The organism is Afipia sp. GW821-FHT14H12 (genome assembly GCF_058803465.1).
The window spans coordinates 2,146,210-2,170,645 of record NZ_JBXAOZ010000001.1; the positions used below are offsets into that span (position 1 = coordinate 2,146,210).

The 24,436-nt window shown below is 61.3% G+C and carries 27 protein-coding genes and 2 tRNA genes; 14 read left to right on the top strand and 15 right to left on the bottom strand.

What is annotated here, in order from left to right:
- Positions 1-3: 3 nt before the first annotated feature.
- The 3 genes from AC1RNA_RS10830 to AC1RNA_RS10840 all read right to left on the bottom strand — a co-directional run bounded on the left by AC1RNA_RS10830 (position 4) and on the right by AC1RNA_RS10840 (position 1,452).
- Positions 4-591 (bottom strand): HdeD family acid-resistance protein, encoded by a 588-nt coding sequence (locus tag AC1RNA_RS10830; RefSeq protein ID WP_492951069.1) that lies wholly within the window; start codon positions 589-591, stop codon positions 4-6.
- A 61-nt stretch (positions 592-652) separates the two neighbouring features.
- Positions 653-826, bottom strand: a complete 174-nt coding sequence (locus AC1RNA_RS10835; RefSeq protein WP_492951070.1) for a hypothetical protein — start codon at positions 824-826, stop codon at positions 653-655.
- 549 nt (positions 827-1,375) lie between these two features.
- Positions 1,376-1,452 (bottom strand) — tRNA-Arg (locus tag AC1RNA_RS10840).
- Between the two features lie 210 nt (positions 1,453-1,662).
- Here AC1RNA_RS10840 and AC1RNA_RS10845 point away from each other — a divergent pair.
- The 3 genes from AC1RNA_RS10845 to AC1RNA_RS10855 are packed head-to-tail and all read left to right on the top strand — an operon-like array spanning position 1,663 to position 4,666.
- On the top strand, positions 1,663-2,649 hold the full coding sequence (locus tag AC1RNA_RS10845) for a Bug family tripartite tricarboxylate transporter substrate binding protein (protein ID WP_009340994.1): 987 nt from the start codon (positions 1,663-1,665) through the stop codon (positions 2,647-2,649).
- Positions 2,646-3,143 carry a tripartite tricarboxylate transporter TctB family protein gene (locus tag AC1RNA_RS10850; protein ID WP_492951071.1) on the top strand — a complete coding sequence of 166 codons (498 nt, stop codon included), beginning with the start codon at positions 2,646-2,648 and terminating at the stop codon, positions 3,141-3,143. Before AC1RNA_RS10845 ends, AC1RNA_RS10850 begins: the two co-directional genes overlap by 4 nt.
- Before the next feature lie 23 nt (positions 3,144-3,166).
- Complete coding sequence (locus AC1RNA_RS10855; protein WP_492951072.1) at positions 3,167-4,666, top strand: tripartite tricarboxylate transporter permease; 1,500 nt, start codon at positions 3,167-3,169, stop codon at positions 4,664-4,666.
- Between the two features lie 15 nt (positions 4,667-4,681).
- On the opposite strand, the gene AC1RNA_RS10860 is transcribed toward AC1RNA_RS10855, so the two are convergent.
- Positions 4,682-4,951 (bottom strand): PilZ domain-containing protein, encoded by a 270-nt coding sequence (locus AC1RNA_RS10860; protein ID WP_048755855.1) that lies wholly within the window; start codon positions 4,949-4,951, stop codon positions 4,682-4,684.
- Positions 4,952-5,229: 278 nt separating this feature from the next.
- Between AC1RNA_RS10860 and AC1RNA_RS10865 the strand changes: the two genes are divergently transcribed.
- On the top strand, positions 5,230-5,676 hold the full coding sequence (locus AC1RNA_RS10865) for a hypothetical protein (RefSeq protein WP_492951073.1): 447 nt from the start codon (positions 5,230-5,232) through the stop codon (positions 5,674-5,676).
- 6 nt (positions 5,677-5,682) lie between these two features.
- Here AC1RNA_RS10865 and AC1RNA_RS10870 read toward each other — a convergent pair whose 3' ends face one another.
- From AC1RNA_RS10870 to AC1RNA_RS10880, 3 genes are read right to left on the bottom strand one after another with little or no spacing between them, the layout of a single operon-like run.
- The gene (locus AC1RNA_RS10870; protein ID WP_048755857.1) at positions 5,683-6,324 is read right to left on the bottom strand and encodes an MliC family protein; all 642 of its coding nucleotides are present in this window, start codon (positions 6,322-6,324) and stop codon (positions 5,683-5,685) included.
- Between the two features lie 43 nt (positions 6,325-6,367).
- Complete coding sequence (locus tag AC1RNA_RS10875; RefSeq protein ID WP_048755858.1) at positions 6,368-6,856, bottom strand: cupin domain-containing protein; 489 nt, start codon at positions 6,854-6,856, stop codon at positions 6,368-6,370.
- A gap of 14 nt (positions 6,857-6,870) precedes the next feature.
- Positions 6,871-7,998: an S-(hydroxymethyl)glutathione dehydrogenase/class III alcohol dehydrogenase gene (locus AC1RNA_RS10880; protein WP_009340987.1), complete on the bottom strand. Its 1,128-nt coding sequence runs from the start codon at positions 7,996-7,998 to the stop codon at positions 6,871-6,873.
- 113 nt (positions 7,999-8,111) lie between these two features.
- On the opposite strand from AC1RNA_RS10880, the gene AC1RNA_RS10885 reads away from it, so the two are divergent.
- Positions 8,112-9,011, top strand: a complete 900-nt coding sequence (locus AC1RNA_RS10885) for a DMT family transporter (protein WP_009340986.1) — start codon at positions 8,112-8,114, stop codon at positions 9,009-9,011.
- Here the strand turns inward: AC1RNA_RS10885 and AC1RNA_RS10890 are convergent.
- Together AC1RNA_RS10890 and AC1RNA_RS10895 are read right to left on the bottom strand one after the other, a co-directional pair.
- Positions 9,008-10,465 (bottom strand): cryptochrome/photolyase family protein, encoded by a 1,458-nt coding sequence (locus AC1RNA_RS10890; protein ID WP_492951074.1) that lies wholly within the window; start codon positions 10,463-10,465, stop codon positions 9,008-9,010. The two genes, AC1RNA_RS10885 and AC1RNA_RS10890, sit on opposite strands and share 4 nt — an antisense overlap.
- A gap of 107 nt (positions 10,466-10,572) precedes the next feature.
- Positions 10,573-11,232 carry a peroxiredoxin gene (locus tag AC1RNA_RS10895; protein WP_009340984.1) on the bottom strand — a complete coding sequence of 220 codons (660 nt, stop codon included), beginning with the start codon at positions 11,230-11,232 and terminating at the stop codon, positions 10,573-10,575.
- Between the two features lie 363 nt (positions 11,233-11,595).
- On the opposite strand from AC1RNA_RS10895, the gene AC1RNA_RS10900 reads away from it, so the two are divergent.
- A complete protein-coding gene (locus tag AC1RNA_RS10900; RefSeq protein WP_009340983.1) occupies positions 11,596-12,192 on the top strand; it encodes a hypothetical protein in 597 nt (198 codons plus the stop codon).
- Positions 12,193-12,275: 83 nt separating this feature from the next.
- On the opposite strand, the gene AC1RNA_RS10905 is transcribed toward AC1RNA_RS10900, so the two are convergent.
- Positions 12,276-14,186: an alkaline phosphatase family protein gene (locus AC1RNA_RS10905; RefSeq protein WP_492951075.1), complete on the bottom strand. Its 1,911-nt coding sequence runs from the start codon at positions 14,184-14,186 to the stop codon at positions 12,276-12,278.
- Between the two features lie 104 nt (positions 14,187-14,290).
- Here AC1RNA_RS10905 and AC1RNA_RS10910 point away from each other — a divergent pair, with 104 nt between their 5' ends.
- Together AC1RNA_RS10910 and AC1RNA_RS10915 are read left to right on the top strand one after the other, a co-directional pair.
- Positions 14,291-14,590 carry an acylphosphatase gene (locus AC1RNA_RS10910; protein WP_492951076.1) on the top strand — a complete coding sequence of 100 codons (300 nt, stop codon included), beginning with the start codon at positions 14,291-14,293 and terminating at the stop codon, positions 14,588-14,590.
- 90 nt (positions 14,591-14,680) lie between these two features.
- Positions 14,681-16,282 carry a glycosyltransferase family 39 protein gene (locus tag AC1RNA_RS10915; protein WP_492951077.1) on the top strand — a complete coding sequence of 534 codons (1,602 nt, stop codon included), beginning with the start codon at positions 14,681-14,683 and terminating at the stop codon, positions 16,280-16,282.
- Between the two features lie 4 nt (positions 16,283-16,286).
- On the opposite strand, the gene AC1RNA_RS10920 is transcribed toward AC1RNA_RS10915, so the two are convergent.
- Positions 16,287-17,141, bottom strand: a complete 855-nt coding sequence (locus AC1RNA_RS10920) for a LysR family transcriptional regulator (RefSeq protein ID WP_492951078.1) — start codon at positions 17,139-17,141, stop codon at positions 16,287-16,289.
- A 110-nt stretch (positions 17,142-17,251) separates the two neighbouring features.
- Between AC1RNA_RS10920 and AC1RNA_RS10925 the strand changes: the two genes are divergently transcribed.
- Positions 17,252-17,680 (top strand): tautomerase family protein, encoded by a 429-nt coding sequence (locus tag AC1RNA_RS10925; protein ID WP_492951079.1) that lies wholly within the window; start codon positions 17,252-17,254, stop codon positions 17,678-17,680.
- A 179-nt stretch (positions 17,681-17,859) separates the two neighbouring features.
- Positions 17,860-18,243, top strand: coding sequence for a VOC family protein (locus tag AC1RNA_RS10930; RefSeq protein ID WP_492951080.1), 384 nt, complete (start codon positions 17,860-17,862; stop codon positions 18,241-18,243).
- 12 nt (positions 18,244-18,255) lie between these two features.
- Here the strand turns inward: AC1RNA_RS10930 and lipB are convergent, their stop codons facing one another.
- On the bottom strand, positions 18,256-18,981 hold the full coding sequence (gene lipB, locus AC1RNA_RS10935) for a lipoyl(octanoyl) transferase LipB (RefSeq protein WP_048755864.1): 726 nt from the start codon (positions 18,979-18,981) through the stop codon (positions 18,256-18,258).
- A gap of 54 nt (positions 18,982-19,035) precedes the next feature.
- Here lipB and AC1RNA_RS10940 point away from each other — a divergent pair, with 54 nt between their 5' ends.
- Together AC1RNA_RS10940 and AC1RNA_RS10945 are read left to right on the top strand one after the other, a co-directional pair.
- The gene (locus tag AC1RNA_RS10940; protein ID WP_009340975.1) at positions 19,036-19,278 is read left to right on the top strand and encodes a FliM/FliN family flagellar motor switch protein; all 243 of its coding nucleotides are present in this window, start codon (positions 19,036-19,038) and stop codon (positions 19,276-19,278) included.
- A gap of 186 nt (positions 19,279-19,464) precedes the next feature.
- Positions 19,465-19,549 (top strand) — tRNA-Leu (locus AC1RNA_RS10945).
- A 49-nt stretch (positions 19,550-19,598) separates the two neighbouring features.
- Here the strand turns inward: AC1RNA_RS10945 and AC1RNA_RS10950 are convergent.
- Positions 19,599-20,489: an exonuclease domain-containing protein gene (locus AC1RNA_RS10950; protein WP_082156972.1), complete on the bottom strand. Its 891-nt coding sequence runs from the start codon at positions 20,487-20,489 to the stop codon at positions 19,599-19,601.
- A gap of 138 nt (positions 20,490-20,627) precedes the next feature.
- On the opposite strand from AC1RNA_RS10950, the gene AC1RNA_RS10955 reads away from it, so the two are divergent.
- Positions 20,628-21,314, top strand: coding sequence for an MOSC domain-containing protein (locus AC1RNA_RS10955; protein WP_492951081.1), 687 nt, complete (start codon positions 20,628-20,630; stop codon positions 21,312-21,314).
- 24 nt (positions 21,315-21,338) lie between these two features.
- Here AC1RNA_RS10955 and AC1RNA_RS10960 read toward each other — a convergent pair whose 3' ends face one another.
- Positions 21,339-22,376, bottom strand: coding sequence for a lipid II:glycine glycyltransferase FemX (locus AC1RNA_RS10960; protein WP_082157023.1), 1,038 nt, complete (start codon positions 22,374-22,376; stop codon positions 21,339-21,341).
- Positions 22,377-22,859: 483 nt separating this feature from the next.
- Here AC1RNA_RS10960 and AC1RNA_RS10965 point away from each other — a divergent pair, with 483 nt between their 5' ends.
- Positions 22,860-23,063 carry a dodecin family protein gene (locus tag AC1RNA_RS10965; RefSeq protein WP_009340972.1) on the top strand — a complete coding sequence of 68 codons (204 nt, stop codon included), beginning with the start codon at positions 22,860-22,862 and terminating at the stop codon, positions 23,061-23,063.
- 152 nt (positions 23,064-23,215) lie between these two features.
- Here AC1RNA_RS10965 and AC1RNA_RS10970 read toward each other — a convergent pair whose 3' ends face one another.
- Positions 23,216-24,124: a LysR family transcriptional regulator gene (locus AC1RNA_RS10970; RefSeq protein WP_009340971.1), complete on the bottom strand. Its 909-nt coding sequence runs from the start codon at positions 24,122-24,124 to the stop codon at positions 23,216-23,218.
- Between the last annotated feature and the right edge of the window lie 312 nt (positions 24,125-24,436).

Here is a 24,436-nt window from a genome sequence, read left to right on the forward strand (position 1 = left end):
ACATCACGGACGGGCGAACTTCTTCAACCGAAACGCCAGTGCGACCATGATCGCGCCCATGACAACGGCGTAAATTCCGATGACCCAGAGCAGCGCGAGCGCACCCGCACCGGGAGCCATCATGACGCCGATGCCGAATAGGACCGAAACGACGCCACTCAGAATCAGGTACCACTCGTCGTCGATTTCCTTGCGCAGCCTGATCGCGCCGATAATCTGAAACACACCGGTCGCAATCGCCCAGCCGGCGATGAAATACAGCAGCACAAGCGCGGTAAGACCTGGCATCATGAACACGAGGAGCCCTGTCGCAATGCCAAGCAGACCGACAATGGCCAGCCACCAGCGTGGTGCCGGCGCGCCACCGGTAATGGCGGCAACGACAGCGAGCACTCCATCGATCAGCGCGAACGCGCCGTAGAATATGATCAACGTCAGGATAGTCATGCCCGGCCAGGCAAAGGCGAGCACACCAAAGATGATCGCGGCGACGCCGCGCAACAATAGCATCCACCAGTTCTTCGCCAATGCATGCACCATAACAGACCCAAGGCCGATTCCGGGCGGCCGACCGACTTGCATCGTGCTCATGACAACCTCTCTCAAATTGGTTGGAAGATGCGGGATTGTCATCCCGCCCCGCTGCTTGCACTTACTTCGTCGGTTTGAACTCCATGACGCGGCCGCTCGAGCGCCGATCAGCCAATGTCTTGCCATAGCAGTCGACGCCAGCGGGCCGATTAGAAACTGTTTGGGCGGCGGTTTGCGTCGCGAGGGTAAGAAGCATTCCAGAAACGCCTGCCAGTGCTAATGGAAACTTGAACATCCCAAAATCCTCTCGTCTTGCGCTTAAGGATCCGTCCTGAGGGCGCCGGCTCTGAAAGGAGCGTAAGTCTTCAACCCGAACGACAGCGCAACCAACAACGCCAACGCGTACATGTGACAGATGGAAAGCTATCGGTGTTGACCTAGATCAACCGGATTACGTCCTCTTGATCTGAAGTTGACCGCGCGATGTCCAATCGCGTCGATTTTGCGACGTCAGCTTTAGCGTCTGCTATCCCGGATCGCCGAGCTGAAAGCCACGGGCGATCAAGCCCGCCTTGACGCGGAGCGGGCCGAGGATGCGATCGGACAGGCCGGACCGACGATCACACCGGACGCGCTCAAAACGTTTGCCAGGAGCGCCCGCAAGCGCATGCGGACCGAGAGCGGAAGTTACCGCCGCGATCACCTCCGCGCCTTCGCCCAACGCATCGAAGTCGATCAGAAAGAATTGCGCATCATGGGATCGAAAAGCGCGCTCCTGCGCACGCTAGTCGCCGCTGAAAGCGCAAAAACGGCGGGATTTGGCGTGCCCAGTTCTGTACCGAAGTGGCGCGCTCCGAGAGATTCGAACTCCCGACCCTCGGAATCGAAATCCGATGCTCTATCCAGCTGAGCTAGGAGCGCGTCTGTCCGTTAGTAAATTAGACCCCCGGCCGGCGCAAGGCGCGAGCGGTACCGTCGGCGCGGTACCGGGCGCCCCGATAGCGTAACCGCACCGACGACCAAGCCCTTCTGGACAGCGGCGATTTTTCCGGCTGATATAGCAAAGATATGTCGTGAGCGCGTGATCTTGAACCGGAGGCGGCGGCGCGCTCGCGACAGGGAGGAACACCCATGAAGTCTGGTCGAAACCCGACTCGTAGATATTTTCTTGGCGCGGCCGGTGTCGCCTGCCTGGGAATTCTCGCGGTCCCGGCCCATGCGCAGCAGCCGCTCGAACTGAAGATCATGGCGCCGGCCAATCCGGGCGGCGGCTGGGATCAGACCGCGCGCTCGATGCAGCAGGCGCTGGTCGCCGCAGGCATCGCCCGCAGCGTGCAGGTCACCAATGTCGGCGGCGCCGGTGGCTCGGTCGGCATCGCGCAGTTCGTCAATTCAGCGAAGGGCGACGGCAGCCAGTTGATGGTGAACGGCTTCGTCATGGTCGGCGCGCTGGCGATGAACAAGTCGCCGGTCACGCTCGATCAGGTGACGCCGATCGCACGGCTCACCGATGAGTATCAGGTGATGGTCGTTCCAGCCAATTCGCCGATCAAGAATTTGAAAGATCTCGGGGATGCGCTGAAAGCGAACATCGCAAAGGTGACGTTCGCGGGCGGTTCGGCCGGCGGCATCGACCACATCATGGCGGCGCTGTTCGCTGGCTCCGTCGGCGCCGATGCGGCCAAGGTGAATTATGTGCCGTTTTCCGGCGGCGGTGAATCGCTCGCCGCGATCCTCGGCGGCAAGGTAACGGCGGGCATCTCCGGCTATAGCGAGTACGAAGGCCAGATCAAGTCGGGCAAGTTGCGCGCCATCGGTATCACTTCGAGCGAGCGACGGCCCGGCATCGACATCCCGACCTTCAAGGAACAGGGGATCGATCTGGTTCTCGCCAACTGGCGTTCGGTCGTCGCTCCGCCAGGCATCACGCCCGAGCAGAAGAAGGTTCTGGCGGACGCCATCGACCGCCTTGTGAAGTCGCCGGCATGGAAGGAAGTGCTAGCCCAGAAGGGCTGGGAGGATGCTTATCTGCCCGGCGATGCGTTCGCCGATTTCCTGAAGAAGGAGGCGGTGCGCGTGAACGGGGTTCTGAAGTCCATTGGGCTCCTGAAGTCATGATCATGGACAGCGGCGCGCAGGAGACGAAACCCGCGCGGCGCGGGGTGGATCGGGCAGGCGTCGCCATTGCGGCAGCGTTGGTGTCGCTTGCATTGGTGATCGCTTTCGACGCGATGCATATTCAGGCAAATGTCACTTACGGCATGGGTCCGGAAGCGATACCGCTTGTGATCGCGGCGGGTCTTGGCGTGCTGGCGATCGGCAATCTAGTCAATGCGCTCCGTGGCGACTTTCCCGAGCGCGAGCACATGGATTTCCGTCCTGTCGGGCTGGTGCTCGCGGGCCTCGCGGCGATGATTGCGATCATCGGTCTGGGCGGCGGCTTCATTCCCGCGATGACCGTGCTGTTCGCGGCAACCGCCACCGCGTTTGGCCGGCGCGCCATCCTCGCCGATCTCGCCATCGGCTTCGTCATCGGCACCATCATTTATATCGCCTTCAGCCGTCTCCTCACTCTCAGCCTTCCCGCGGGCCCGATCGAGCGCCTGTTCTAGGTCATCAGCCAAGGATCGTTGGCATGGATACATTCGCCGCGCTGGCTCACGGCATGGTCGTTGCCCTGCAGCCGATGAACCTCCTGTTTGCGCTGATCGGCGTGTTCCTCGGAACGGCGGTCGGCGTGTTGCCGGGCATCGGCCCCGCGCTCACTGTCGCGCTGCTGCTGCCGGTGACCTACAAGCTCGATCCGGGCGGCTCGCTGATCATGTTCGCGGGCATCTATTATGGCGGCATGTATGGCGGCTCGACCACGGCGATCCTGATAAACACGCCGGGCGAAAGTGCCTCGATGGCGACGGCGCTCGAAGGCAACAAGATGGCCAAGGCCGGTCGCGGCGGCCCGGCGCTGGCGACCGCTGCGATCGGATCGTTCGTGGCGGGAACGCTGGCGACGATCGGCCTCGCATTCGTCGCGCCTTACCTCGTGGATATCGCGGTGAAGTTCGGCCCAGAGGATTACTTCGCCCTGATGGTGGTGGCGTTCGTCACCGTCTCGGCGACGTTCGGCGACTCGCCGGTGCGCGGATTGACCAGCCTGTTCATCGGTCTGACTCTCGGCCTTGTCGGCATCGACAAACTGACCGGGCAGCCGCGGCTGTCGTTCGGTGTTCCGGAACTGCTCGATGGCGTTGAAGTGACGACATTGGCGGTCGGCCTGTTCGCGGTCGGCGAGGCACTTTATGTCGTTTCGCGGCGGCATCAGGCGGAGGAGAAGATCGAGGCCGTGCGCGGCTCGCTCTGGATGACCAAGGAAGACTGGAAGCGTTCATGGAAACCATGGCTGCGCGGCTTCGGCTTTGGTTTCCCCATCGGCGCGTTGCCGGCGGGCGGGGCTGAAATTCCAACCTTCCTGTCGTATTCGGCCGAGCGCCGTCTGACCGCGCATCCGGAGGAATTCGGCAAGGGCGCGATCGAGGGCGTCGCCGGGCCGGAGGCCGCGAACAATGCGTCCGCTGCTGGCACGCTGGTGCCGCTGTTGACGCTTGGCCTGCCGACATCGGCGACGGCGGCGATGATGCTGGCGGGCTTCCAGCAATACGGATTGAATCCGGGACCACTGTTGTTCGCGGAACGGCCTGATCTGGTGTGGGGCCTGATCGCGAGCCTGTTTATCGCCAACACGATGCTGCTGGTGTTGAACCTGCCGCTGGTCGGCCTATGGGTCCGGCTGCTGGCTATCCCGCAGCCGTGGCTCTACGCCGGCATTCTCGTGTTCGCGACCATGGGTACGATTGCCGCGAAACCCTCCGTGGTCGAACTGACCATGCTGACGGGCTTCGGCGTGATGGGCTTTCTGATGCGGCGCTACGATTTTCCGATCGCGCCCGTGGTGGTGGGGTTGATTCTCGGTCCGCTTGCGGAAAGCCAGTTGCGGCGCGCGCTATCGATCAGCCTGGGCGATCCGATGACGCTGGTGCAAAGCCCGATCTCGGCGACGCTGCTTGGCATCGCGCTCATCGCGCTGATCGTCCCCTTTGTGCTGAAAAATATGAGCCGCTTCAGGGCGACCGAAGACTAGCATTCAGGCTGCGTGTCAGCCCGCCACCTGGACGAACTCCACGCCGATCTCGTTGCCGCGCTGCCAGACGAGGCGGCAGGGGGTGAGCTTGCGCACATCCATGGTCAGCGCGAGCGCGATCTTGCTGCCGAGCTTGCCGCCGTTCTGGACCGAGAGGCGGGCGCCGGTGGCGGACAAATCGACAATGGTGCATGGCCGCTTGGCAAAGCCGCCATCGAGAGTCAGCCAGGCGCCGAGTTGTGTTTGATGACGCGCCTTGCGCGATTCCCGTTTGAAAACAGCCATTGCTTCCTCCCTTGTTATTCAAGGTCACGGGGAGTCTTCTACCACCGGGAACTTTCTGAAAATTTGATCCAAAAGCCCGGTTAATTTGCGATGCGGATACCTTTCGTTAAGCAAACCTTGGCGCCTCCGGGCCGGGGAGCGGAAATTTCTCCAGCGTTTTCATTGCCCTGCGCCGTTGCGGCAAGCAGGCATGATTAACGGAATGCAAACACACTCCCGCCAGAGTCCTGTCGTCATTTGCCGTGGCGTTCGCACGGCGGGGTGGAATCGTTTCCTTGATGCGCGGTCTGTCGTTTCTGGTTTTGGCGGTCGTTGCCGCAGGCGCTGCGCCTGCGCACGCGACGTTGCGCATCACGCGCGACCACGGTGGTTATGTCGAGGAATACAAGGCCAAGTACGAGCGTATCCGCGCCAAGGGTGAGCGCGTCGTCATCGACGGCATTTGCAATTCCGCCTGCACGCTGGTGTTCGGCATTGTGCCGAACAGCAAGATCTGCGTGACGCCGCGTGCCAGCATCGGGCTGCACGAGGCCTATTACGACAAGTCCTTCACCTTCGGCATCAAGGTGACGAGCGTGGAGGGGACATCGGAATTGATGTCGTACTATCCGCAGCCGGTGAAGGACTGGATTCGCCGCAATGGCGGGCTCACCACCACCATGAAGAAGATCAAGAACGGACCGGACCTGTGGAAGATCGCCGATCCGTGCCCTGAGGATTTCTGATCCGGCCTATTTGCCGGCCGGCGTCATCGTGCAGCCCATGTCCTTGCCGCCCGGTAGTGCGATCTGCGCGGCATTGCCCTTGTTCCACAGCCGGGCCTGACCTTTCGGATATTGCGCTTCATAACGCGCACCGGACCCGGATAGCGCCTGCTTCAGGACGATGGTGTCCTTCCGGCCCGCGACATAGGCGTAGCTGGGCTTGCTGTTCACGAACACCACGGTCAGCGATGTGTTGCCGTTGTCGCAGACGGCGTTGAACGGCCCGAGACTGATGCCGGCTTTTGCCGCCCGGACAGCACGTGAATCCGCGCGCAGCGCGCTGATCCGGCCGACATAGGAGTCCGCGAGGCATCGCTCCTTGTCTGTGGAGGTCATGCATTCGTTGCGCTGCTTGAGCCAGTTGTCCTGATCCTTGAGAATGTTCGGCTGCGAGACGCTTGCATCCTCGCGCGTCAATGTGAGCACGCGGGTGGTTTCGCGGTCGAGCATGGCGAGCGTGGGATTGCCGCAGATGAGTTTCTCGATCGGGGCTTCGGCTCTGGCGCAGTCGAAGCCCGCCTGAACGGCGACGGCTTGGGCGGAGGCGGGCGCGATCGCGGCGCTCCAGAAAAAAGTCGCAACGGCTGCGGGGGCGATGACGGACTTCATTTAGGGTCCTCTCGTTCCTGCGTGGCTTTGTATCGGATTGGCGCTAATCGTAAGGCGTTCCGTCCTTGTGGGTAAATATCCATTTGCCGGATGCAGCCATCTTCGCCTGAAGATCGTCGACCGGATAGGAACCTTCATCGCCCGCTGTGCGATCCCCGATCTCGATATACACCACGTCGGCGGCCGTACGATTGACAAGCTGGTGCGCGCGGCCCGCAGCCGGAAAGCCCGCGCACATGCCGGGTTCGAGTTCAACCTCGCCTTCGTCGGTGACGAGGGTAGGCCGCCCCTCGAGGATGTAGATGAACTCGTCCTGTTTGGTGTGCCGGTGCAGGAGCGCGGATTCGCCGCCGGGAAACAGCCGCGTCAGGTTCACGCCGAAGTTCTTCAGGCCGAACTGATCGCCGAGCTGACGTTTCTCGCGCTTCAACATGCGCGAAAAGAACGGCTCGGGATAATTCGACGGTTTCGTGCGAGGCGGAACATCCGTCGCCACGAGCGCGAGAGGAGAGGATTTCGCGGAGTCGCTCATGCCGTTGCCTGCAATCAGAACGTCACCACGCCGCGGATCGATTCTCCGCGCTTCATCAGATCGAACGCCTTATTGATGTCGTTGAGCGGCATCACATGGGTGATCATCGGATCGATCTGGATTTTTCCCTGCATGTACCAGTCGACGATCTTCGGCACGTCGGTGCGGCCGCGCGCGCCGCCGAAGGCGGTGCCTTTCCAGGTGCGGCCTGTCACAAGCTGGAACGGGCGGGTCGAGATTTCAGCGCCTGCGGGGGCAACGCCGATTACGATCGACTGGCCCCAGCCGCGATGGCAGGCCTCCAGCGCCTGTCGCATCACCGTGACATTGCCGGTGCAATCGAAAGTGTAGTCCGCGCCGCCGATCTGGTCCGCGCCGGATTTGGTCATATCGACGAGATAGGGCACGAGGTCCTTGCCGATTTCCTTCGGGTTGACGAAATGCGTCATGCCGAAGCGTTCGCCCCACGCCTTGCGGTCGTTGTTGAGGTCGACGCCGATGATCATGTCGGCGCCCGCAAGCCGCAGTCCTTGCAGCACGTTCAGGCCGATGCCGCCGAGGCCGAACACGATGGCCTTCGCGCCTTGCTCGACCTTGGCGGTGTTGATGACCGCGCCGATGCCGGTGGTGACGCCGCAGCCGATATAACAGACCTTGTCGAAGGGCGCGTCCTCGCGGATTTTGGCAACCGCGATTTCCGGTAGTACGGTGTAATTCGCGAACGTCGATGTCCCCATGTAGTGGTGCACCGGCTTGCCTTGAAACGAGAAGCGCGAGGTGCCGTCTGGCATCAGGCCCTGACCCTGCGTCGCGCGGATCGCGGTGCAGAGGTTGGTCTTGCGCGACAGACAAGAGGGACACTGGCGGCATTCCGGCGTGTAGAGCGGAATGACATGATCGCCCTTCTTCACGCTGGTGACGCCCTTGCCGACATCGACCACGATGCCAGCGCCTTCATGGCCGAGGATGGCGGGAAAGAGCCCTTCTGGGTCCGCGCCGGACAGCGTGAATTCGTCAGTGTGGCAGATACCGGTCGCCTTGATCTCGACCATGACTTCGCCCTCGCGCGGGCCCTCAAGTTGCACGGTGGTCACTTCCAGCGGTTTTCCGGCGGCGATGGCGAGGGCGGCGCGAACGTCCATATCGAAGATCCTTGGAGTAGGTAGGGGGATGACGCTTTTGTTACGCGGGGGCAGGACGCCCCGCAAATTGGCTGATTGCCTCCCAGCATAGGTTCGGGCAATCAGAACGGCAAATGAATCAGAGATGGGACGATCTGGCCGCGCGCGCTGCGCCAGCGGTATTTGTCGTGCTGTGGAGCTCGGGCTTCATCGGCACGAAGTATGCCGTCTCGGGCGCGGAGCCCTTGACCTTTCTCACCATCCGCATGGCCTATGTCGTGGTGCTGCTCGCGATCATCATCGCGATCTGGCGGCCGAAATGGCCGAGCCCGAGGGAGGCCGCGCACAGCGCGGTCGCGGGCCTTCTGATCCATGGCTTCTATCTCGCGGGCGTGTCGATCGCGATCTATCACCATGTGCCGGCCGGATTGTCGGCACTGATTCCAGGGTTGCAGCCGATCCTGACCTCGACGCTCGCCAACCGCTGGCTCGGCGAGCGCGTGACGCCGTTGCAATGGGGCGGGCTGCTGCTCGGTCTTGTCGGCGTGCTGCTGGTGCTGAAATCCCGTCCGATGACGGGCGAGGTCGGGTGGGGCTGGTTCGCAACCTGCGTGGCATTGGTCAGCATCACCATCGGCACGCTCTATCAGAAGCGCTTTTGCGGCAATATCGACTGGCGCACCGGCAACACCATCCAGTTCGTCACCAGCGGCATTCTCTACGCCATCGGCGCGTGGCTGTTCGAGACGCGCGTGGTGAACTGGAGCATGGAATTCATCCTCGGCGTGAGCTGGCTTGTGGTCGCGCTGTCGATCGGTTCGATCAGCGTGCTGTACTGGCTGATCCGCCGCGCAGCGGCGACGCAGGTCGCAAGCCTGTTTTATCTCGTGCCCGCGACCACGGCGCTCATGGCCTATGTGCTGTTCAACGAGCGGCTGGATGTTCTCGGCATCGTCGGTATGGCAATCTGCGCGGCTGGCGTGTTTCTGGTGAACAAGCCAGACCGAAGGCCCGAGGTTTCGCCGGGAAGCTAACTCCGCGTTTTCCGGTAAGCCGCCAGTGCACGCTCGCGCGCGGCTTTGTGATCGACGATCGGCTCGGGATAGGTCTTGCCGAGCGTGACGCCTGCCGCCGCAAGCTCCATCGGTGTGGCTTCCCAAGGCTTGTGGATGAGTGCAGGCGGCAGCTTCGACAGCTCCGGCACCCAGCGCGCGACATAGGCTCCGTCCGGGTCGAATTTCTCGCCCTGCAAAATGGGATTGAAGATGCGGAAGTAGGGCGCGGCGTCCGCGCCGCAGCCCGCGACCCATTGCCAGTTGCCGGGATTGCTGCCGGGGTCGGCATCGACCAGCGTGTCCCAAAACCATGCCTCGCCCTCGCGCCAGTCGAGCAGCAGGTGCTTGACGAGAAAGGAGGCCGTCACCATGCGGATGCGGTTCTGCATCGCGCCGGTGTGCCAGAGCTCGCGCATTCCCGCATCGACGATAGGGTAGCCAGTGCGGCCCTGCTGCCAGGCGCGCAACGCCTTCGCATCGCGCCGCCAAGGAAAATCGTTGAACGAGGATTGCAGATTGCGCCGGTGCAGATCTGGATGATCGAACAGTAGATGGCGGCAGAATTCGCGCCAGCCGAGTTCGGACAGGAATTTCTCGATATCGCGGGACAGCGCGGGATGCCGTTCGGCGGCGAAGCGCGCGGCATGAAACACCTGGCGGGGCGAGATTTCGCCGAACCGTAGGTGCGGCGACAGATGCGAGGCGTGATCCTTGCCGGGAAAATCGCGGCCCTCCGCATAGCCCTTGATCGCGCCGTCGAGAAAATCGTGCAGCCGCCTGTGCGCACCGGCTTCGCCCGGCGTCCATGTTTCCCTGAAGCCGCCCGCCCAGTCTGGGCGCGTGGGCTCGAGCTTCCAGTCTTTCAGGTTTTCGTTTCTGAGCGATGCGACAGGCGGCGGCAGTTTCCTGACCGCGGCAAGCGGGCGGGGTGGCTCGCCTTGCGCCCGCACGCGCTTCCAGAACGGCGTGAACACACGCAAGCCGTGGCCTTCTTTGTTGCGGATGCTTTGCGGAGACGCGAGCAGATCGCTCGCGCTGACATGTGTCTCGACCCCGGCCTTTTGCAGAGCCTCGGCAACGTCGCGTGCGCGTGCGGTCTCCGCCGGGACCTCGCTGTCGATCCAGAACACGGCTTTTGCATTCGCTTCGCGCGCAAGTTTCGGCAAAACCTCGTGGGCATCGCCTCTGCGAAGCACGAGGTGCTGGCCGAGCTTTTTCAGGTCTGTGTCGAGCGCGCGAAGAGAATTCGCCAGCCACCATTGCGCGGCGGCACCGAGGGAGCGAGGGCCATGCTTTCCGGTTTCCGTATCGTCGAGGACGTAGAGACAGATCAGGGTGGCCCCGGCATCTCTTGCCGCGATCAGGGCGGCGTGGTCGGACAGGCGCAGATCGTCGCGAAACCAGACGATGGCGGTGGCGGCGGGTGCATTCATCGGTGGTCGGCTTTACCTTTAATGAGACAGGCTAGGACTGTACCGTTAAAGTCCAAAAATAAAAAAGGGACGCCGAAGCGTCCCTTTTTGTCTCGATTTCGCTGCCGTTATTTCGGCTGTTCGACGATGCGGAAGTAGGGCTTCGGTGACTTCCAGCCCTTCGGAAATTTCTTCTTGGCTTCTTCTTCCGGCACTGCGGCGGAGAAGAACACGTCGTCGCCCTGCTTCCAGTCGGAAGGGGTCGAGACACCGTGCTTGGCGGTGAGCTGCAGCGAGTCGATGATGCGCAGCACTTCCTGCCAGTTGCGGCCGGTGCTCATCGGGTAGATCAGGACCGTCTTGATGGTCTTGTCCGGGCCAATCACGAAGATGTTGCGCACGGTCTGGTTATCGGCCGGGGTGCGCTTGTTGACGTCGCCGGAGGTGCTTTCCGGCAGCATGCCGTAGAGCTTGGCGACCTTGAAATCGACGTCGGCGATCAGTGGGTAGTTCGGAGCGACGCCCTGCGTCTCTTCGATGTCCTTGGCCCAGAGGTGATGCTTGTCGGTGGGGTCGACGCTGATGCCGATCAGCTTGACGCCGCGCTTGTCGAACTCCGGCTTGAGGCGGGCGACAGCGCCGAGCTCTGTCGTGCAGACCGGCGTGAAATCCTTCGGGTGGGAGAAGAACAGGCCCCAGCTATCGCCGAGCCATTTGTGGAAGCTGATATGGCCTTCGGTGCTCTCAGCTTCGAAATCGGGGGCCTTGGCACCAATCGATAAAGTCATCGTGACGTCCTCATGTCGTGGGTTCTTGAAAAAGGCCCTTTGGATATAGGCCTCCCGCCACATAAACGAAATGGTGCGGCAAAAAGGACAATATCCTTCTTCTCTCCGCTCGATCGGAGCAAGGCCATTCTAGTCGTGCGTAACAATTTGAAACAACACGACTGCGTGTTTTTATTCAAATGCCCTGAATTAGCCCCGGCAGCGCCCCACGTGCGCCTATCCGGTTTGGGAAATGAACCTGACCGCCGGTGAGTGTGACCAAAAAGCAAGCCCGGCGACTCAACGAATGCCGCCCCGGCGTTCATTAACGCAACGTTAAGCCCCGTCAGCAAATGCTACGGAAGTACCCAGCGAGTTAGTACCATGTCTATCCAGGACAGCCCCGCCGATCTCTCCGAACTCATCCGTCAGGTTGAAACGCTGCAAAGCGATGCCGCCAGGGCCTCCGCCGTCAGCGCGCTGGGCATGGTACGGGACGGGGTGATCACCGGCGAGGGGCCGACCACGCTGGGCCGCATTCATTTCTCCCGTTCGCTCGACGCCGATGACGCCGCCTGGTGCGCGCGCATCCTGACCGCGGCTGGGGTGCGCGACATTCCGGTCAGCCGGGCCGAAGTCGAAACGCTTTTTCAGATCGGCGAAGCTGGTGCAGATCGCTCCGACGATGGCCGGTTCGACGATCTCCTCGCCAAGGCCGTGGTCCATCACGCCGCCGCTGCTTCCGGCTTGCCGGTGCCGCCGCGCTCGGTCGCGCTGCAGCCGGGCACCGCAATCGAGAGCTGGGCGCCGACCACTGCGGTGGGCGTCAATGTCGAAGTGCTGGAGTGGATCGCGGCGCAGATGCGCGGCAAGCGCCGCAGCAACCGCGTCCTGAAAACGCTGGTCGCTGCCTGCCTGATCGGGGCCGCGACGTTGCCGCTGGTGGCTGCGCTCCCGGCTGTGATCGACCTCGCGACGTAAGCGCCGCGCTATTTCGAATGACAAAAAACGCCGGATCGGTTCAGCCGATCCGGCGTTTTTATTGATGTGGATAGAGGCCGGGATCAGCGCGCCGCGTTGGCGTGCTTCTTATTTGACTTCTCGGCGGTATCGACCGGGTCGAGTCCGAGCGTGCGGCCGGGGAAACCCGCGACATCGAAGTAACGCTGACCAAGAACGCGCTGATACTGCACCACGGTCCGCAGCCCGTTATCGCTCGGCTTTGACATCAGCCGGCTGGTGACGGCGGCTTTCGGCGTGATGCCGTTCGGGATCGCTTCCGAGAGCACACGGCCTGTCAGTCCGCCATTGGCGGTCGAGCGCAGGCCGAGGATCTGCGCGATCGTCATACCGACATCGGCGTTGCTGGCGGGCAGGGCATCGACATAGCCGGTTTTGAAGTCGGGACCGATCGCCGCCATGAAATTCATGGTATCGGCGCGGCTGAAATTGCCGTGCATCCCTTGTCCCTGCTGAAGGCGCGTGTCGCAAACGGTGACGCCGCAGAGCAGCGGATCGCCGCAATCGGTGGCGTAGGACCGGAAGTTGATGACGATGGCCGGATGCGGCGTGACGCCTGCACCCTTCAGGTTGATGGCGGACAATGGCAGCGTACCCGGAATGCGGCCAAGCTCGTCATGCACGAACAGGCCACTGACGTAATCCTGCTTCAGAAGTACGGCGACGATCTTTCGTGCCAGCGCCTTGTTCGCCTTTTTGCCTTTCCTGCCGGTTCCCGGAATGTAAACGAGGTCCGAGCCGCCATTGGCCGCGACGATTGCGGCGGGATGGGCGGCATCCTTGCCGATCAGGCCGTTGCCGAGGCGGGGATAGGTGTTCGCCGCGACGGGTGCGTTGTTGCTATCGGGATCGAGCAGCGGAAGATCGAGCGCCCTGGCGAGATCGAGCGCGACGAAGCCCGGAGGCAACTGGCCTTTGGGAACGTCTTTATACTCGCCCTTGGCGGCGGCGCTGGTCGTGCTGTCCTTCGAGATGGTCGAGAACCCGTGATCGGCGGAGACGACGATGTTGGTGCTGGCCTCGAGGCCCAGATCCTTCAGCGCTTGCCGGACCTGCGCGAGGTTGTTGTCGGCATTTTTGATCGCGGCGAGCGAGGTCGGGCCGTTGATGCCGGGCGTCAACTGCCCGAGGCTGTCGCCCTGATTGTGTTGCGTGCCGTCGGGATCGCGCGACCACAGCACCAGCACGAACGGCTTGTTGCGCGCCTTGAACATCGGCAGCACCGCTTTCGTCACAACATCGGTGAAATATTGCTGCTGGTCGACGTTGGCGATGGTGGTGCCGGGTTTCTCGGAACTGCCGGCCTTGCCGTTGTCGCCGCGCGATGGCGTTTTCAGCGGCAGGTTCGCGGCTTCGATTGCCTTCCTGATTTCGTCGGAGAGCGGAATGCCGAGATCCTTGCCATCCTTCGATGCGCCGGTCTGGTCATCAATGACAATGGTCTTGGCGCCGCTGCGCTCGGTGTGATCGAACATCAGCGTGGGGCCGAGCTTGCCGATCGCGGCAGTGGAGAATCCGGCGCGGCGGGCGCTCGCGAGGATCGTTTCCTCGTTCAGATAGTTGCCGCCGAAATGGTCATCGACGTCGCCGAGGATCGGATCGTTTTCCAGAAACGGCGTCATCGAGCCGTGCGCGGCGCCGACCGGATATCCGGAATAGATCGTGTTGCTGTAGATGCCGGTATCGCCGAGGTAATGCCCGGTCGCCATCCCCGAGGAGTTCGGCATGGTGAAGGTCGGAAACAGCGAGTGGGGATTCTTGAAGTTGACCCCGGTGTCGCGCAGCGCTGCCATCGCGGGCGCGGTCTCCGGTGTGACTTTCAGCGCGCGCAGGCCATCCGGCACAAACAGGATCAGATTGTGCGGCGTGGCGTTGGCGGCATGGCTTGCGGACGAAAAGGCAGACAGCAGACCGGCAATGGCAAGGCTGAGCGGCAGCGAAACGCGGGCGCGCATGAAATTCTCCTGAGGGGATGAAAACAAGCGCGTCCGGTGTAGTTTCTCTCCATGACAGTCTTGTTACAGGCGCGGGGCCTCACACAGAACAAACGGGACCGCTGATGGCGCGGACGATCAGGCATCTTCTCATTCATGGCCGGGTGCAGGGGGTCGGCTTCCGGGCCTGGGCGCAGGACACCGCCGAGGGTCTCGGGGTGGAGGGATGGGTGCGCAACCGCCGGGGCGGAGAGGTCGAAATGGTGATCGCCGGATCGCCGCAGGCCGTCGCCGCGATGGCTGAAGCGTGCCGCCATGGCCCGTCTTTCGCCCACGTCCGCCGGGTCGAGGAGCGAGAGGCGCGGGAGGACGAATTGCGGCTTCGCGGAGCGGAAGAGGGTTTTGCTGGCCTGCCAACGATTTAAGGGAATGTGAGGGCTAAAATCGAAGGCAGCTTGTCAAGCCGCCGCGAAGCATCTAGCACTGGGACGATATTCCTTTATTTGTTGGCTGTCGTGGACACTCCTCCGCTTTTGGCTCCCGGCTTCCGTGGCGTCCGGGCAGGCATTGCCTGCTGGCTCGACGGCATCGAGACCGGCTGGTCCATTCCGGCGTTGCTCCTTGGCTTCGTCGCGCTCTCGACGCTGATTTTCTGCATCGCCTGCATCCACGGCAATCTGCACATGGACGTTCTGGAGACGTGGTCCGTGGGGCGGCACCTCGCCTGGGGATTCTGGAAGCATCCGCCGCTGATGGGGTGGGTGGCTCACGGCTGGATGGATATCTTTCCGCTGACGGACTGGTCGTTTCGTCTGCTGGCGCTGGCCAACGCCGGGCTGGCGCTGTTCGCGGTGGATCTGATCGCGCGCCGCTTCGTGCGCGGCGACAAGCGGGCCGTGATCCTGTTCCTGCTGCTGTTGACGCCGGTCTATCAATTCCATGCCGAGAAGTTCAACGCCAACAGTGTGCTGCTCGCGGTGTGGCCGCTGGCGACCTATTGCTTTCTGCGTTCGTTTGAGGAACGCACGGCTGGCTGGGCGGCAGCGGCGGGCTTTTTGTGCGCGTTGGCGATGCTCGGCAAATATTATTCGATCTTCCTCCTCGCAGGATTTGTGGTCGCCGGCATTCTTCACCCCGACCGCGCACGATATCTGCGCTCAAAAGCGCCGTGGATTTCGCTGGTGTGCGGACTGGCCGGGATCGCGCCGCATATCTACTGGTTGTGGCAGAATGATTTCGGGCCCTTTCACTACGCCGTAGAGATGCATATTGATCGGAAGGGTGTCCACTCGATCAAGGACGCTGCCGTTTTTGCTCTCACCAATGCGGCCTATCTGCTCCTGCCAGCCATCAGCCTTGCGGTGATGCTCCGCTCGCAATGGCGGGAGTGGGGACGCAACCTGAGGCATCTTTCACCCGGTTTGCTGCTGTTGCTGCTGATTTTCGCCACGAGCTTCATCCTGCCGATGCTGCTCATCGTGATGCTCGACAGCGATCTGCCGGCGACGTGGCATTTCCAGGGCCTGTTCTTCGTTCTGTTGATTGCGGTCTGTGCGCTGCGTTTCGAGATTCCCCGCGTCGAAACGGTCAACCTTGCGACCATGGTGGGCGGCCTGTTTCTGTGTGCGTTCCTTGCGTCGCCGTTGTATGCGCTTTATCGGAACGCCAACCCCAATCCGGGCGGCCGGGATTTTTATCGTGAGGCTTCCGACAGGCTGACGGCTGCGTGGCATGAGGCTTCCGAAACGCCGCTTGCGCGTGTCAGTGGCGATGACGGGTTGGCTTTCGCCACGGCGTTCTACAGCCCGGATCATCCCGTCTACAGCCCTCCTTTTGCCTATCAGCGTATCTGGGGCATGCCGCGCGACAGCACCTTCGCAAAAGGCTGGAGCGCCATCTGTTTTGTGACCGATGCCGCCTGCGATCAGTGGATGACGCAGATCGTGCAGAAAGTTCCGCGCGCCCATCGCTGGACCTTTCCCGTGCAGCTCTCCCTGTGGGGAATCAAAGGCGCGAACCGCGAAGTGGCTGCGATCATCATCACGCCTCTTGCGAAGCCAGAGGAGGACGAGACGCCCGCGGAGCGGCTCGACGATGTCGGAGCCCGCAGGCGCTGAAGAATTACGCAGCAAGCACGATCTTGCGGAAAGCGGCCGAGATGGTGCGCAGCGCCGCAAGTTGCGCGGCGTCGCTCACTCTTGAATAGAGCATCACTTTCGATCTCCCGAGCTTCGGCAGTTTGTAGGTCGCGCCGATATCGATCAGTCCGGGCGGGGCGATGCGGCGGGCAAGCGGTGCGGCGCCGAGGCCGGCTTCGGCAGCCGCGACGACCGCCGTGACGCCGCCGCCGATGAAGGTTTCCGTCCATGGCAGCTTCGCCTTGTCGAGCGCGCGCACGGCAATGGCGCGAACGCCGCAGGAAGGCGCGAGCGTGGCAATGGGAAGCCGTTCGCCCGCAGCCCAGTTGAACGATGGCGCGGCGAACCAGCCGAATTCATCTTCGGTCAGTTTCTCGCCGCCGCGATGGCTGCCTTCCGGCCGTACGATCACGGCATCGAGCGTGCCCGCATCGAACGCATCGAGCAGGTCGTGCGAGAAGCCGATCTGCACGGTGATCGTGAGCGAGGACGAAAGCGACCGCAGCCGTTCCATGATCGGCACAAGTTCAGGGCCTGCGGCATGATCGCTGAAACCAAGCGCGAGTTGTTTGCGCACGGCCTGCGAGCCGTTCAACGCGCGGTCGTGCGCATCGATCAGGGCTTTCGCGTCTTTTTGGAAGGTCATGCCTTCGGCGGTCAGCCGGACGGCGCGCGGCGAGCGTTCCACGAGGCGCTTGTTCAGCGTCGCCTCCAACCGCTGCAATTTCATGGAGACCGCGGCCTGCGTGGTGCCCAGCACCTCGGCAGCACGGGTGAAGTTCTGCAATTCCGCCACCAGCAGAAAGGCCTGAACGGTTTCGATGTCGAGCGTGCTCATGGCATCATCAATATATGTTATCATTGATATCAGATTAGATAAGATACCAAAATCATACGGGCGGGTCTAGCTTCCTGTTGTCAACGAGGCAGCAATTCAAGGAGACGACCATGCCCCTCATCACCGTTCAGTATTCATCGACCAAGGACGTTCCTCCCTCAAAGGCGGAGATCGCCGCGGCCGTCAGCGAATTGTCGTCCAAAATCCTGCAGAAGGACCCGAAGGTGACCGCGATCATCGTGCAGACGGTCGAGGCGTCCGACTGGTTCGCCGGTGGCCGCTCGCTCGCCGAGCAGAAGCTCGCCAGCGTCTGGCTCGACATCCACATCACCGACGGCACCAACACCAAGGACGAGAAGGCCGAGTTCATCGCCGCGACGTTCAAGCGGTTCGGCGAACTGCTGGGCCCGCTGCACACCGAGAGCTATGTTCACGTGCATGAAGTGCGCGCGGATGCCTATGGGTTCGGCGGGCTGACGCAGGAGCGGCGCTATATCGCGAAGAAGCTCTGGATTCCGCCGTATCAGTTGGCGGTATGAAGCCGCTTGGCGCAGGCCGGTTCGGGAAGGCGAGAGCTTTTCCGAACGCCTGCGTCAATTTGCATCCCGACTCATCGGGGCGCGAACATGGCTTCCGGCAAAGTCTCGTCTCACGACCCTTGCATCAATATGTGCGTTTCCGGTAGATCATTTCATCCATCATAATTGAGGGTTTTGTCATGTTCAGCCATGTCGTGGTCGGTTCGAATAACATCGAAGCGTCCAAGAAATTCTATGACGCCATCTTCACCGCAGCCGGCGGCACCGCCGGGATGGTCGATGCGAAGGGTCGGCTTGCCTACAGCGACGGCGGCGCGCGTTTTCTTGTCACCAAGCCGATCAACGGCCAGCCGGCTTGTTTCGCCAATGGCGGCACCATCGGCCTGAGCATCAAAAGCCCGGCGCTGGTCGATGCATGGCACGCGGCTGGCGTGGCGAATGGCGGCAAGACCGCTGAAGATCCTCCGGGCGTCCGCGAATCGGCTGGCAAGAAAGTGTATCTCGCTTATTTGCGCGATCCCGACGGCAACAAGCTCTGCGCCCGCTCGCCTTATCCCGGTTAAAGACCGGGACGATCAATCCGCAACTTCAGGCTGCGCCGGTTCGAGGGCGCCGAAGACGTCCTCGAACGCCTGCCGAAGTGCAATATCGACATCGTGCATCGTCACCGGCAGGCCAAGATCGGCGAGACTGGTGACGCCATAACGCGGATCTGCGATTCCACACGGGACGATGCCGGTGAAATGCGACAGCTCCGGTTCGACGTTGATGGCGATACCGTGCAGCGACACCCAGCGCTTCAGCCGCACGCCGATCGCCGCGATCTTGTCCTCATAGCCGTCACCCTTCTCGGGCCGCTTCACCCAGACGCCGACGCGATCTTCCCGCCGTTCGCCGCGCACGTTGAAGGCTGCGAGCGTCGTGATGATGAGCTGTTCGAGACTGGCGACATAGGCGCGCACGTCCGGCCGCCGCCGCTTCAGATCCAGCATCAGATAGACCACGCGCTGGCCGGGGCCATGATAGGTGAATTGCCCGCCGCGGCCGGTGGCGAACACCGGGAAGCGGGCATCGACGAGATCGCCGGGCCTGGCGCTGGTGCCGGAAGTATAAAGAGGGGGGTGTTCCAGCAGCCAGACGAGTTCCGGCGCGGTGCCGTCGGCGATCGCGGCCGCGCGCGCCTCCATGGCGGCGAGCGCCTCTTCGTAATCGACCAGCGAATCCGTCACCCGCCACTCGATGACGGCCCCCGGCGTGGCGGAAAATGGCGATGAGGCAAGGGTATCGCGGACGTTAACCATTGGTTCACCATAGCGTGGTGATCTGGAAAAAGTAGTCTTTCCGGGTCAGGTACAGTGGCGACAATCGATAACGTTTCCGTCGATCTCATGGTGGTTCTGGGCACCACCAGGATGCCGATTCACCAGGTCATGCGGCTGAGCCGCGGGGCCATCATCGAACTTGATGCCACCGAGCAGGATGAGGTCAAGGTGCTGGCCAACAACCTGCCGGTCGCCTCCGGGGCGGTTGTTGTGAATCGCAACCGCATCGCCGTCGAGGTGAAGCGGATGCTGCCGAAAACGGCGGACCAGCGCTAGGGCGGGACGGCGCGGTCATCGCTTTCCGGGCTAAAAACCTCGGTTTTGAAGGCTTTGTTGCAAGAATTCGAGATTGTGGGCCGAGCTGGTGCAAGCCCTTGTCCCGGCATGATCCATTTGTTACATCGGCGGCCGTGACGGGGCCGTTTCGGCCCGCCCGGGCCTTGTTCCGGGGGCAGTCGCAAAGCGCTCGTGGCGGAATTGGTAGACGCGCTGCCTTGAGGTGGCAGTGAGTAAAATCGTGGGGGTTCGAGTCCCTCCGAGCGCACCAAACTCAACAAAAACAATAGCTTAAGGCATTGAAGGGTAGCGCCCCTAATTCAGTGATCCACCATCATCATAAAATCGCTTTCGCGAATGATACGGATCGGCGTTCCCTCCTCAATGAGGAGATCAGCCTTGCGGTGCTTGGTGCTCTTCTCTTGTCCCTTAGTTAGCCGCAAATCCTGATCACCGACCACGAGAATGGTGGTCTTTTTGCTCACAGAATCTACGACCTTGCACCCGACTTCGGCAGCCATCTGAGCTGCTTGAGCGCGCTCGATGGAAAGAGATCCTGTAAAGGCAATAGTTTCGCCAGATAGTGGGCCGTGCGGATTGCCGTCTTGAGAATGACGCCTCCAATCGGACCTTCTCTTAAACGGCCGTGGTGCGGCACCCGCAACGCTCTCGTATCCGATTTCATCAATCCATGATTGAAGGTTGATCCGCGTATCAGTAATGGCGCGCAGCATGATTAGACCGGCGGCACGCGCATCTTCTGCGGCATCGTGATGCCTAAATTCGATACCGAATGCTGCAGCCAGATTTTTTAATCCGTAGCCGCCATCTAATTTGAAGTGATCCCAAGTGCGGCGCGCTACTTGGAGACTATCAAGCCAAGTACAAGGCAGGCCATCAGCGCCATATCTTGCAGCAGCACGAGCAAATGCGGTGCGATCAAACGGGCTATGATGAATTATCGCAGCATTGGCAAGAGCATTGCTGATGACAGGGAATACTTTTTCCATAGTTGGCATGCCCACGATATCTTCGGGACGAATGCCGTGAATGGCAATATTGGCTGGGGCGAAATCATCTTCTGGATCAACCAAAATGGTCAAGGACTTGAATACTTCACCAGATTTAAAGTGAACCAAACCGATAGCGCATATGCTTGCAAAATCGGAGTTCGCTGTTTCTACGTCTAACGCAATGAAGTCGTTCGCCAATGGAGTCTCCCCAAGACTCGCCGCCGCAGCTATGCCCGCGGCTGCTACCCCTACTTCCCCGAGAGCATCAATCTGAGAATAGTATCCTCAATCTATATTTTCTAAGCTATTTCACTATGGAGAGTGCGTGTAGTCCAGATGGCCAGTTTTGACATTCTCGAACTGCGCATCGGCCGTGCTGCGCCGCTTGGTGCGGCCGGGGCGCTGAGCGCCATCGATAAACACAAGGTCGCTGGCGCGCTTGCGGCCGGTCCTCTCGGTCTCGATGGAGATGAGCAGGCAGACCGGAAGCATCACGGCGGACCGGACAAGGCGATCCACGCCTACGCGGTGACGCATTTATCCGGTTGGGCGGATGAACTGCCCGCGCAGGCGGAACGCTTTCGCCCGGGCGCGTTTGGGGAAAATCTCGTCATCGGTGGCGCGAGCGAAGCCGACGTCTGTCTGGGCGATCGCTGGCGCATCGGCTCGGCGCTGGTCGAGGTCAGTCAGGGCCGCCAGCCATGCTGGAAACTGAATCTGCGTTTCGACGTGGCCGACATGGCGCGGCGCGTGCAGGAGAGCGGGCGCACCGGCTGGTACTTTCGCGTGATCGAGCCGGGGCTGATCGCGGCAGGCGATCGGGGCGCGCTGGTGACTCGGCCGCATCCGGCATGGACGCTCAACCGCACCTCGCATCTGCTTTATCACGACAGGATGAATCGCTTAGCGCTCGCCGAGCTTGCGCAGTTGCCCGGCCTGCCGGACAACTGGCGACGCCTGGCGGAAGCGCGGTTGTCATCAGGCCGGACCGAAGACTGGTCGCGTCGCCTCGGAGGATCGTAATCGAGAGCGGCTGATGCGCGCTGCTCAGTTGCCGCGCCGCCAGCGCTGTACGGTGTTACGCATGTTGCGTGCAACGAACAGCATCGTCACCACGCTGCGCGCCACCATGTCTGGGCAATAGTGGAATTCCTGAATCGGAAGCAGCATGCCGCGCTTGCCCGCGAAGCCTTTCTTGAACTGCTTGATGCCGGGATCGCCCGGGCCGCCCAGCTCGTACCACTTGACGGGTGAATTCTCGCGCAACCAGTTCAGCACGCTCCACTGCAAGGCATATCCTGCCTTCAGTTCGGTGGCGATGTCGTTGCTCGCGCCGAACACGTAATAGCCGACATCGCCGTTCACCGCGAAGGCGAGGCCTGCGACAGGTTTGCCTTCGTGATAGGCAAGCGCCACGCGCATCCGCATTGCGTCGGGCAGGTTTGTCAGTTGGGGCATCAGATCGACAAGATTGATGCCGGGATAGACGAGGTGCTTGCGATCGACCATCTCCGCATAGACGGACTGGAATCTGGCGACGTCGTTTTCGCTTCGGCCGATCTGGATATCGAGGTTGTTGGCGAGCGCGGCTTTCAGATTGCGACGCCACTGCTGGCCGAGGCTCTTGCGCTGTTCGTCTTCGCCGAGCGAGGAATCGACGACATAGCGGGCAAGCTCGGTGGTTTCTCCGGGGTATAGTCCCATCTCGGTGAGGGTTTCCGACTCGATGGGGTAAATGTCGGGGTGCGCGCGCGGGCGTACGATCAGATAGAGCTTCCGGCGCGTGCAGTATTCATCGATCAGCGCCTGGATTGCGACCTTGTAGCGTTCGCGATCGAGCGGCTCGTCGGCGCGACGCCAGAACGGCCCGAAGCGCACCAGCGCCAGTCCACGGTTGAGCACCGGCACCGAGTAAATCCCGACGCGCGCGCCGAATACCGGCTCTCCGTTTTCCGTCGCGAGCAGATGACTCGATGTCTCACCGCGCTGTCCGGCCCCGAACAGGGCGGTCTGCTCGTAATGGATGTCGGAAAATTTGGCGAGAGCCGCATGCCAGTCGGCGTCGGACAGGGAATCGATCTGCATATGCAGATTATCCGTCGCGTGGTGACTTGAAGAAGGGTGTTCGATCGCAGCCGCGCGCATGAATGTCTTCATCGATGTTTGAGCAAGATTGCTCGGGACACTAGCAATCTTCGCATTATCGTTCGGTGAAGCCTGCCATTATCCTTAAGGGTTGCGTGGGAGCGCATGGTGGGAAACCCCTGACGGGGGAACGGATTCCTCGAATGCGGCGGATCGCGTTAGTGTTTTGTTAACCAGCGCCGCGCAGCATTGCTCTCAGATTGCGGTGGAATCGGAACTTGAGCCGACAGCCGCATGAGAGAGCCGCACGGCGTAACGCCCGGGCGGCTCTGTCATCTCCTGCAAGACAGACCTGGCGCGCGTGTGTACGGCGAGAACCGCCGCTCGCCTCCCTGCGGCATCGTTACCTCAGCCCGATCCAAGGGGAACCTTTCCAGTCCCCAGCCTGTTAGCCCGTTTTTGACGGTGAAACAGGAGCTGCGGATGTCGGTCGCCAAGGTCATCGAAATCACGTCGTTGTCGAAGAAAAGTTTTGAGGACGCAATTACCGAGGGCATCAAACGCGCGGGAAAGACAGTCAGCAACATTGAGGGTGCCTGGATCAAGGAACAGAATGTTCAAGTTAAGGACGGCAACATTATCGGTTTCCGCGTGAACATGAATCTGACGTTCATCCTCGACGACTAGGTGCCTGTTCCTCCGCGCATGCGATCCTGCCTTGTGAAAGCTGCGGCGGAAGCGCGAGGCTGCCGCCGCGTATCACTGTCGAGCGAATATCGTATCGCTCAATTGGACGGTTCTTGCAGCGCGATCTCGGCGCGTTGCGCGAAAAGGATGCTTCAGGGGACGAGGACCGGCTTTTGACGCGTCCGCTTCAAGACATGAGTCGGGTTGCTGGCGCCGTGATTTTGGCTCGCGATACGATGCATGATGCTGAGAGCGTCATTGATGACGTGCTCGTCGTGTTCGACTGCAAAGGCGACATAAGCCGGCATGAAAAACTCCGGCGCATTCTCGACAATGTGGAGTTTGCCTTCCTTTACATAAGGCCAGACCATCCGGGCTGGAAAATAGCCTGCGCCGCCGCCTTTCAAAATGTTCTGCAGCCCGAGCCAGCCAATATTCGCGACGAGGGGCGCGCCGGTGAAATCCGGGAAGCATGTATTGTGGCGGGTGTAGAACTCCGGCCCCCAATCGACATACACGTAATCGGATTGCGGAACGGGCGGTCTGCCTGGTGTGCTGCCAACCATCACCAGCCGTTCTTCGAATAATTGCTGGATTTTGAGTCCGGGACGGCTTTGCGGCGTGTACATCACGCCGATGTCGAGACGGCCCTCGATCAACCCCTGCATGATGTCAGCCTCGACTCCGCTCTCCGCCCGAATCGAAATCGTCGGTCTGCAACGCTGCATCTCAGGCAGCCATTCCAGCAAAAATTCTTCCCACAAACCGATACGGCCACCGATCGCCAGCGTTCCGCTGAATCCCGGCGGCAGCCCGACATCATGCCGTGCAAGCTCGACGGTCCGGACAAGCGTTGTCGCGTGACGCTGGAATTGCCGGCCGGCAGCCGTCAGGGTAGTGCCCGCTTTATTGCGGACAAAAAGAGCGCACCCGAGATGTTCTTCGAGTGCATGAATGCGCGTGCTGACGGTGGATTGGCTCACATGGAGCTGTTCCGCCGCATTAACGAAGCTTCCTGACGTCACGACGGTGAGAAAGGTTCGTGCCAGTTCGGTATCCATTGTCCGCTCGTTTGTTTCCCGTCTGGCTATTCACCGACAACCGGATCGCTTTGTCAAAGCGATTTCTGATCGACTGACATGCCAGAGTTCTTTCGCCGCACCCCCACAATCGAGGCGAGGGGAATTCGCCTTATTGATAAGAAAGGCCGGAAGACCTTCGAGTCTGTCCCGGCTCCTCAATAAAGCCCCTGTTTTACAGGGCGTTTCAGCTTGCCCGAATTTCATATCGGAAATGCTGATGATTGCCGTCGAGAATATTCGTTTGTCAAAGGCGGTATCGGGAACGGAAATATTCCGTGATTTGCAATCGAA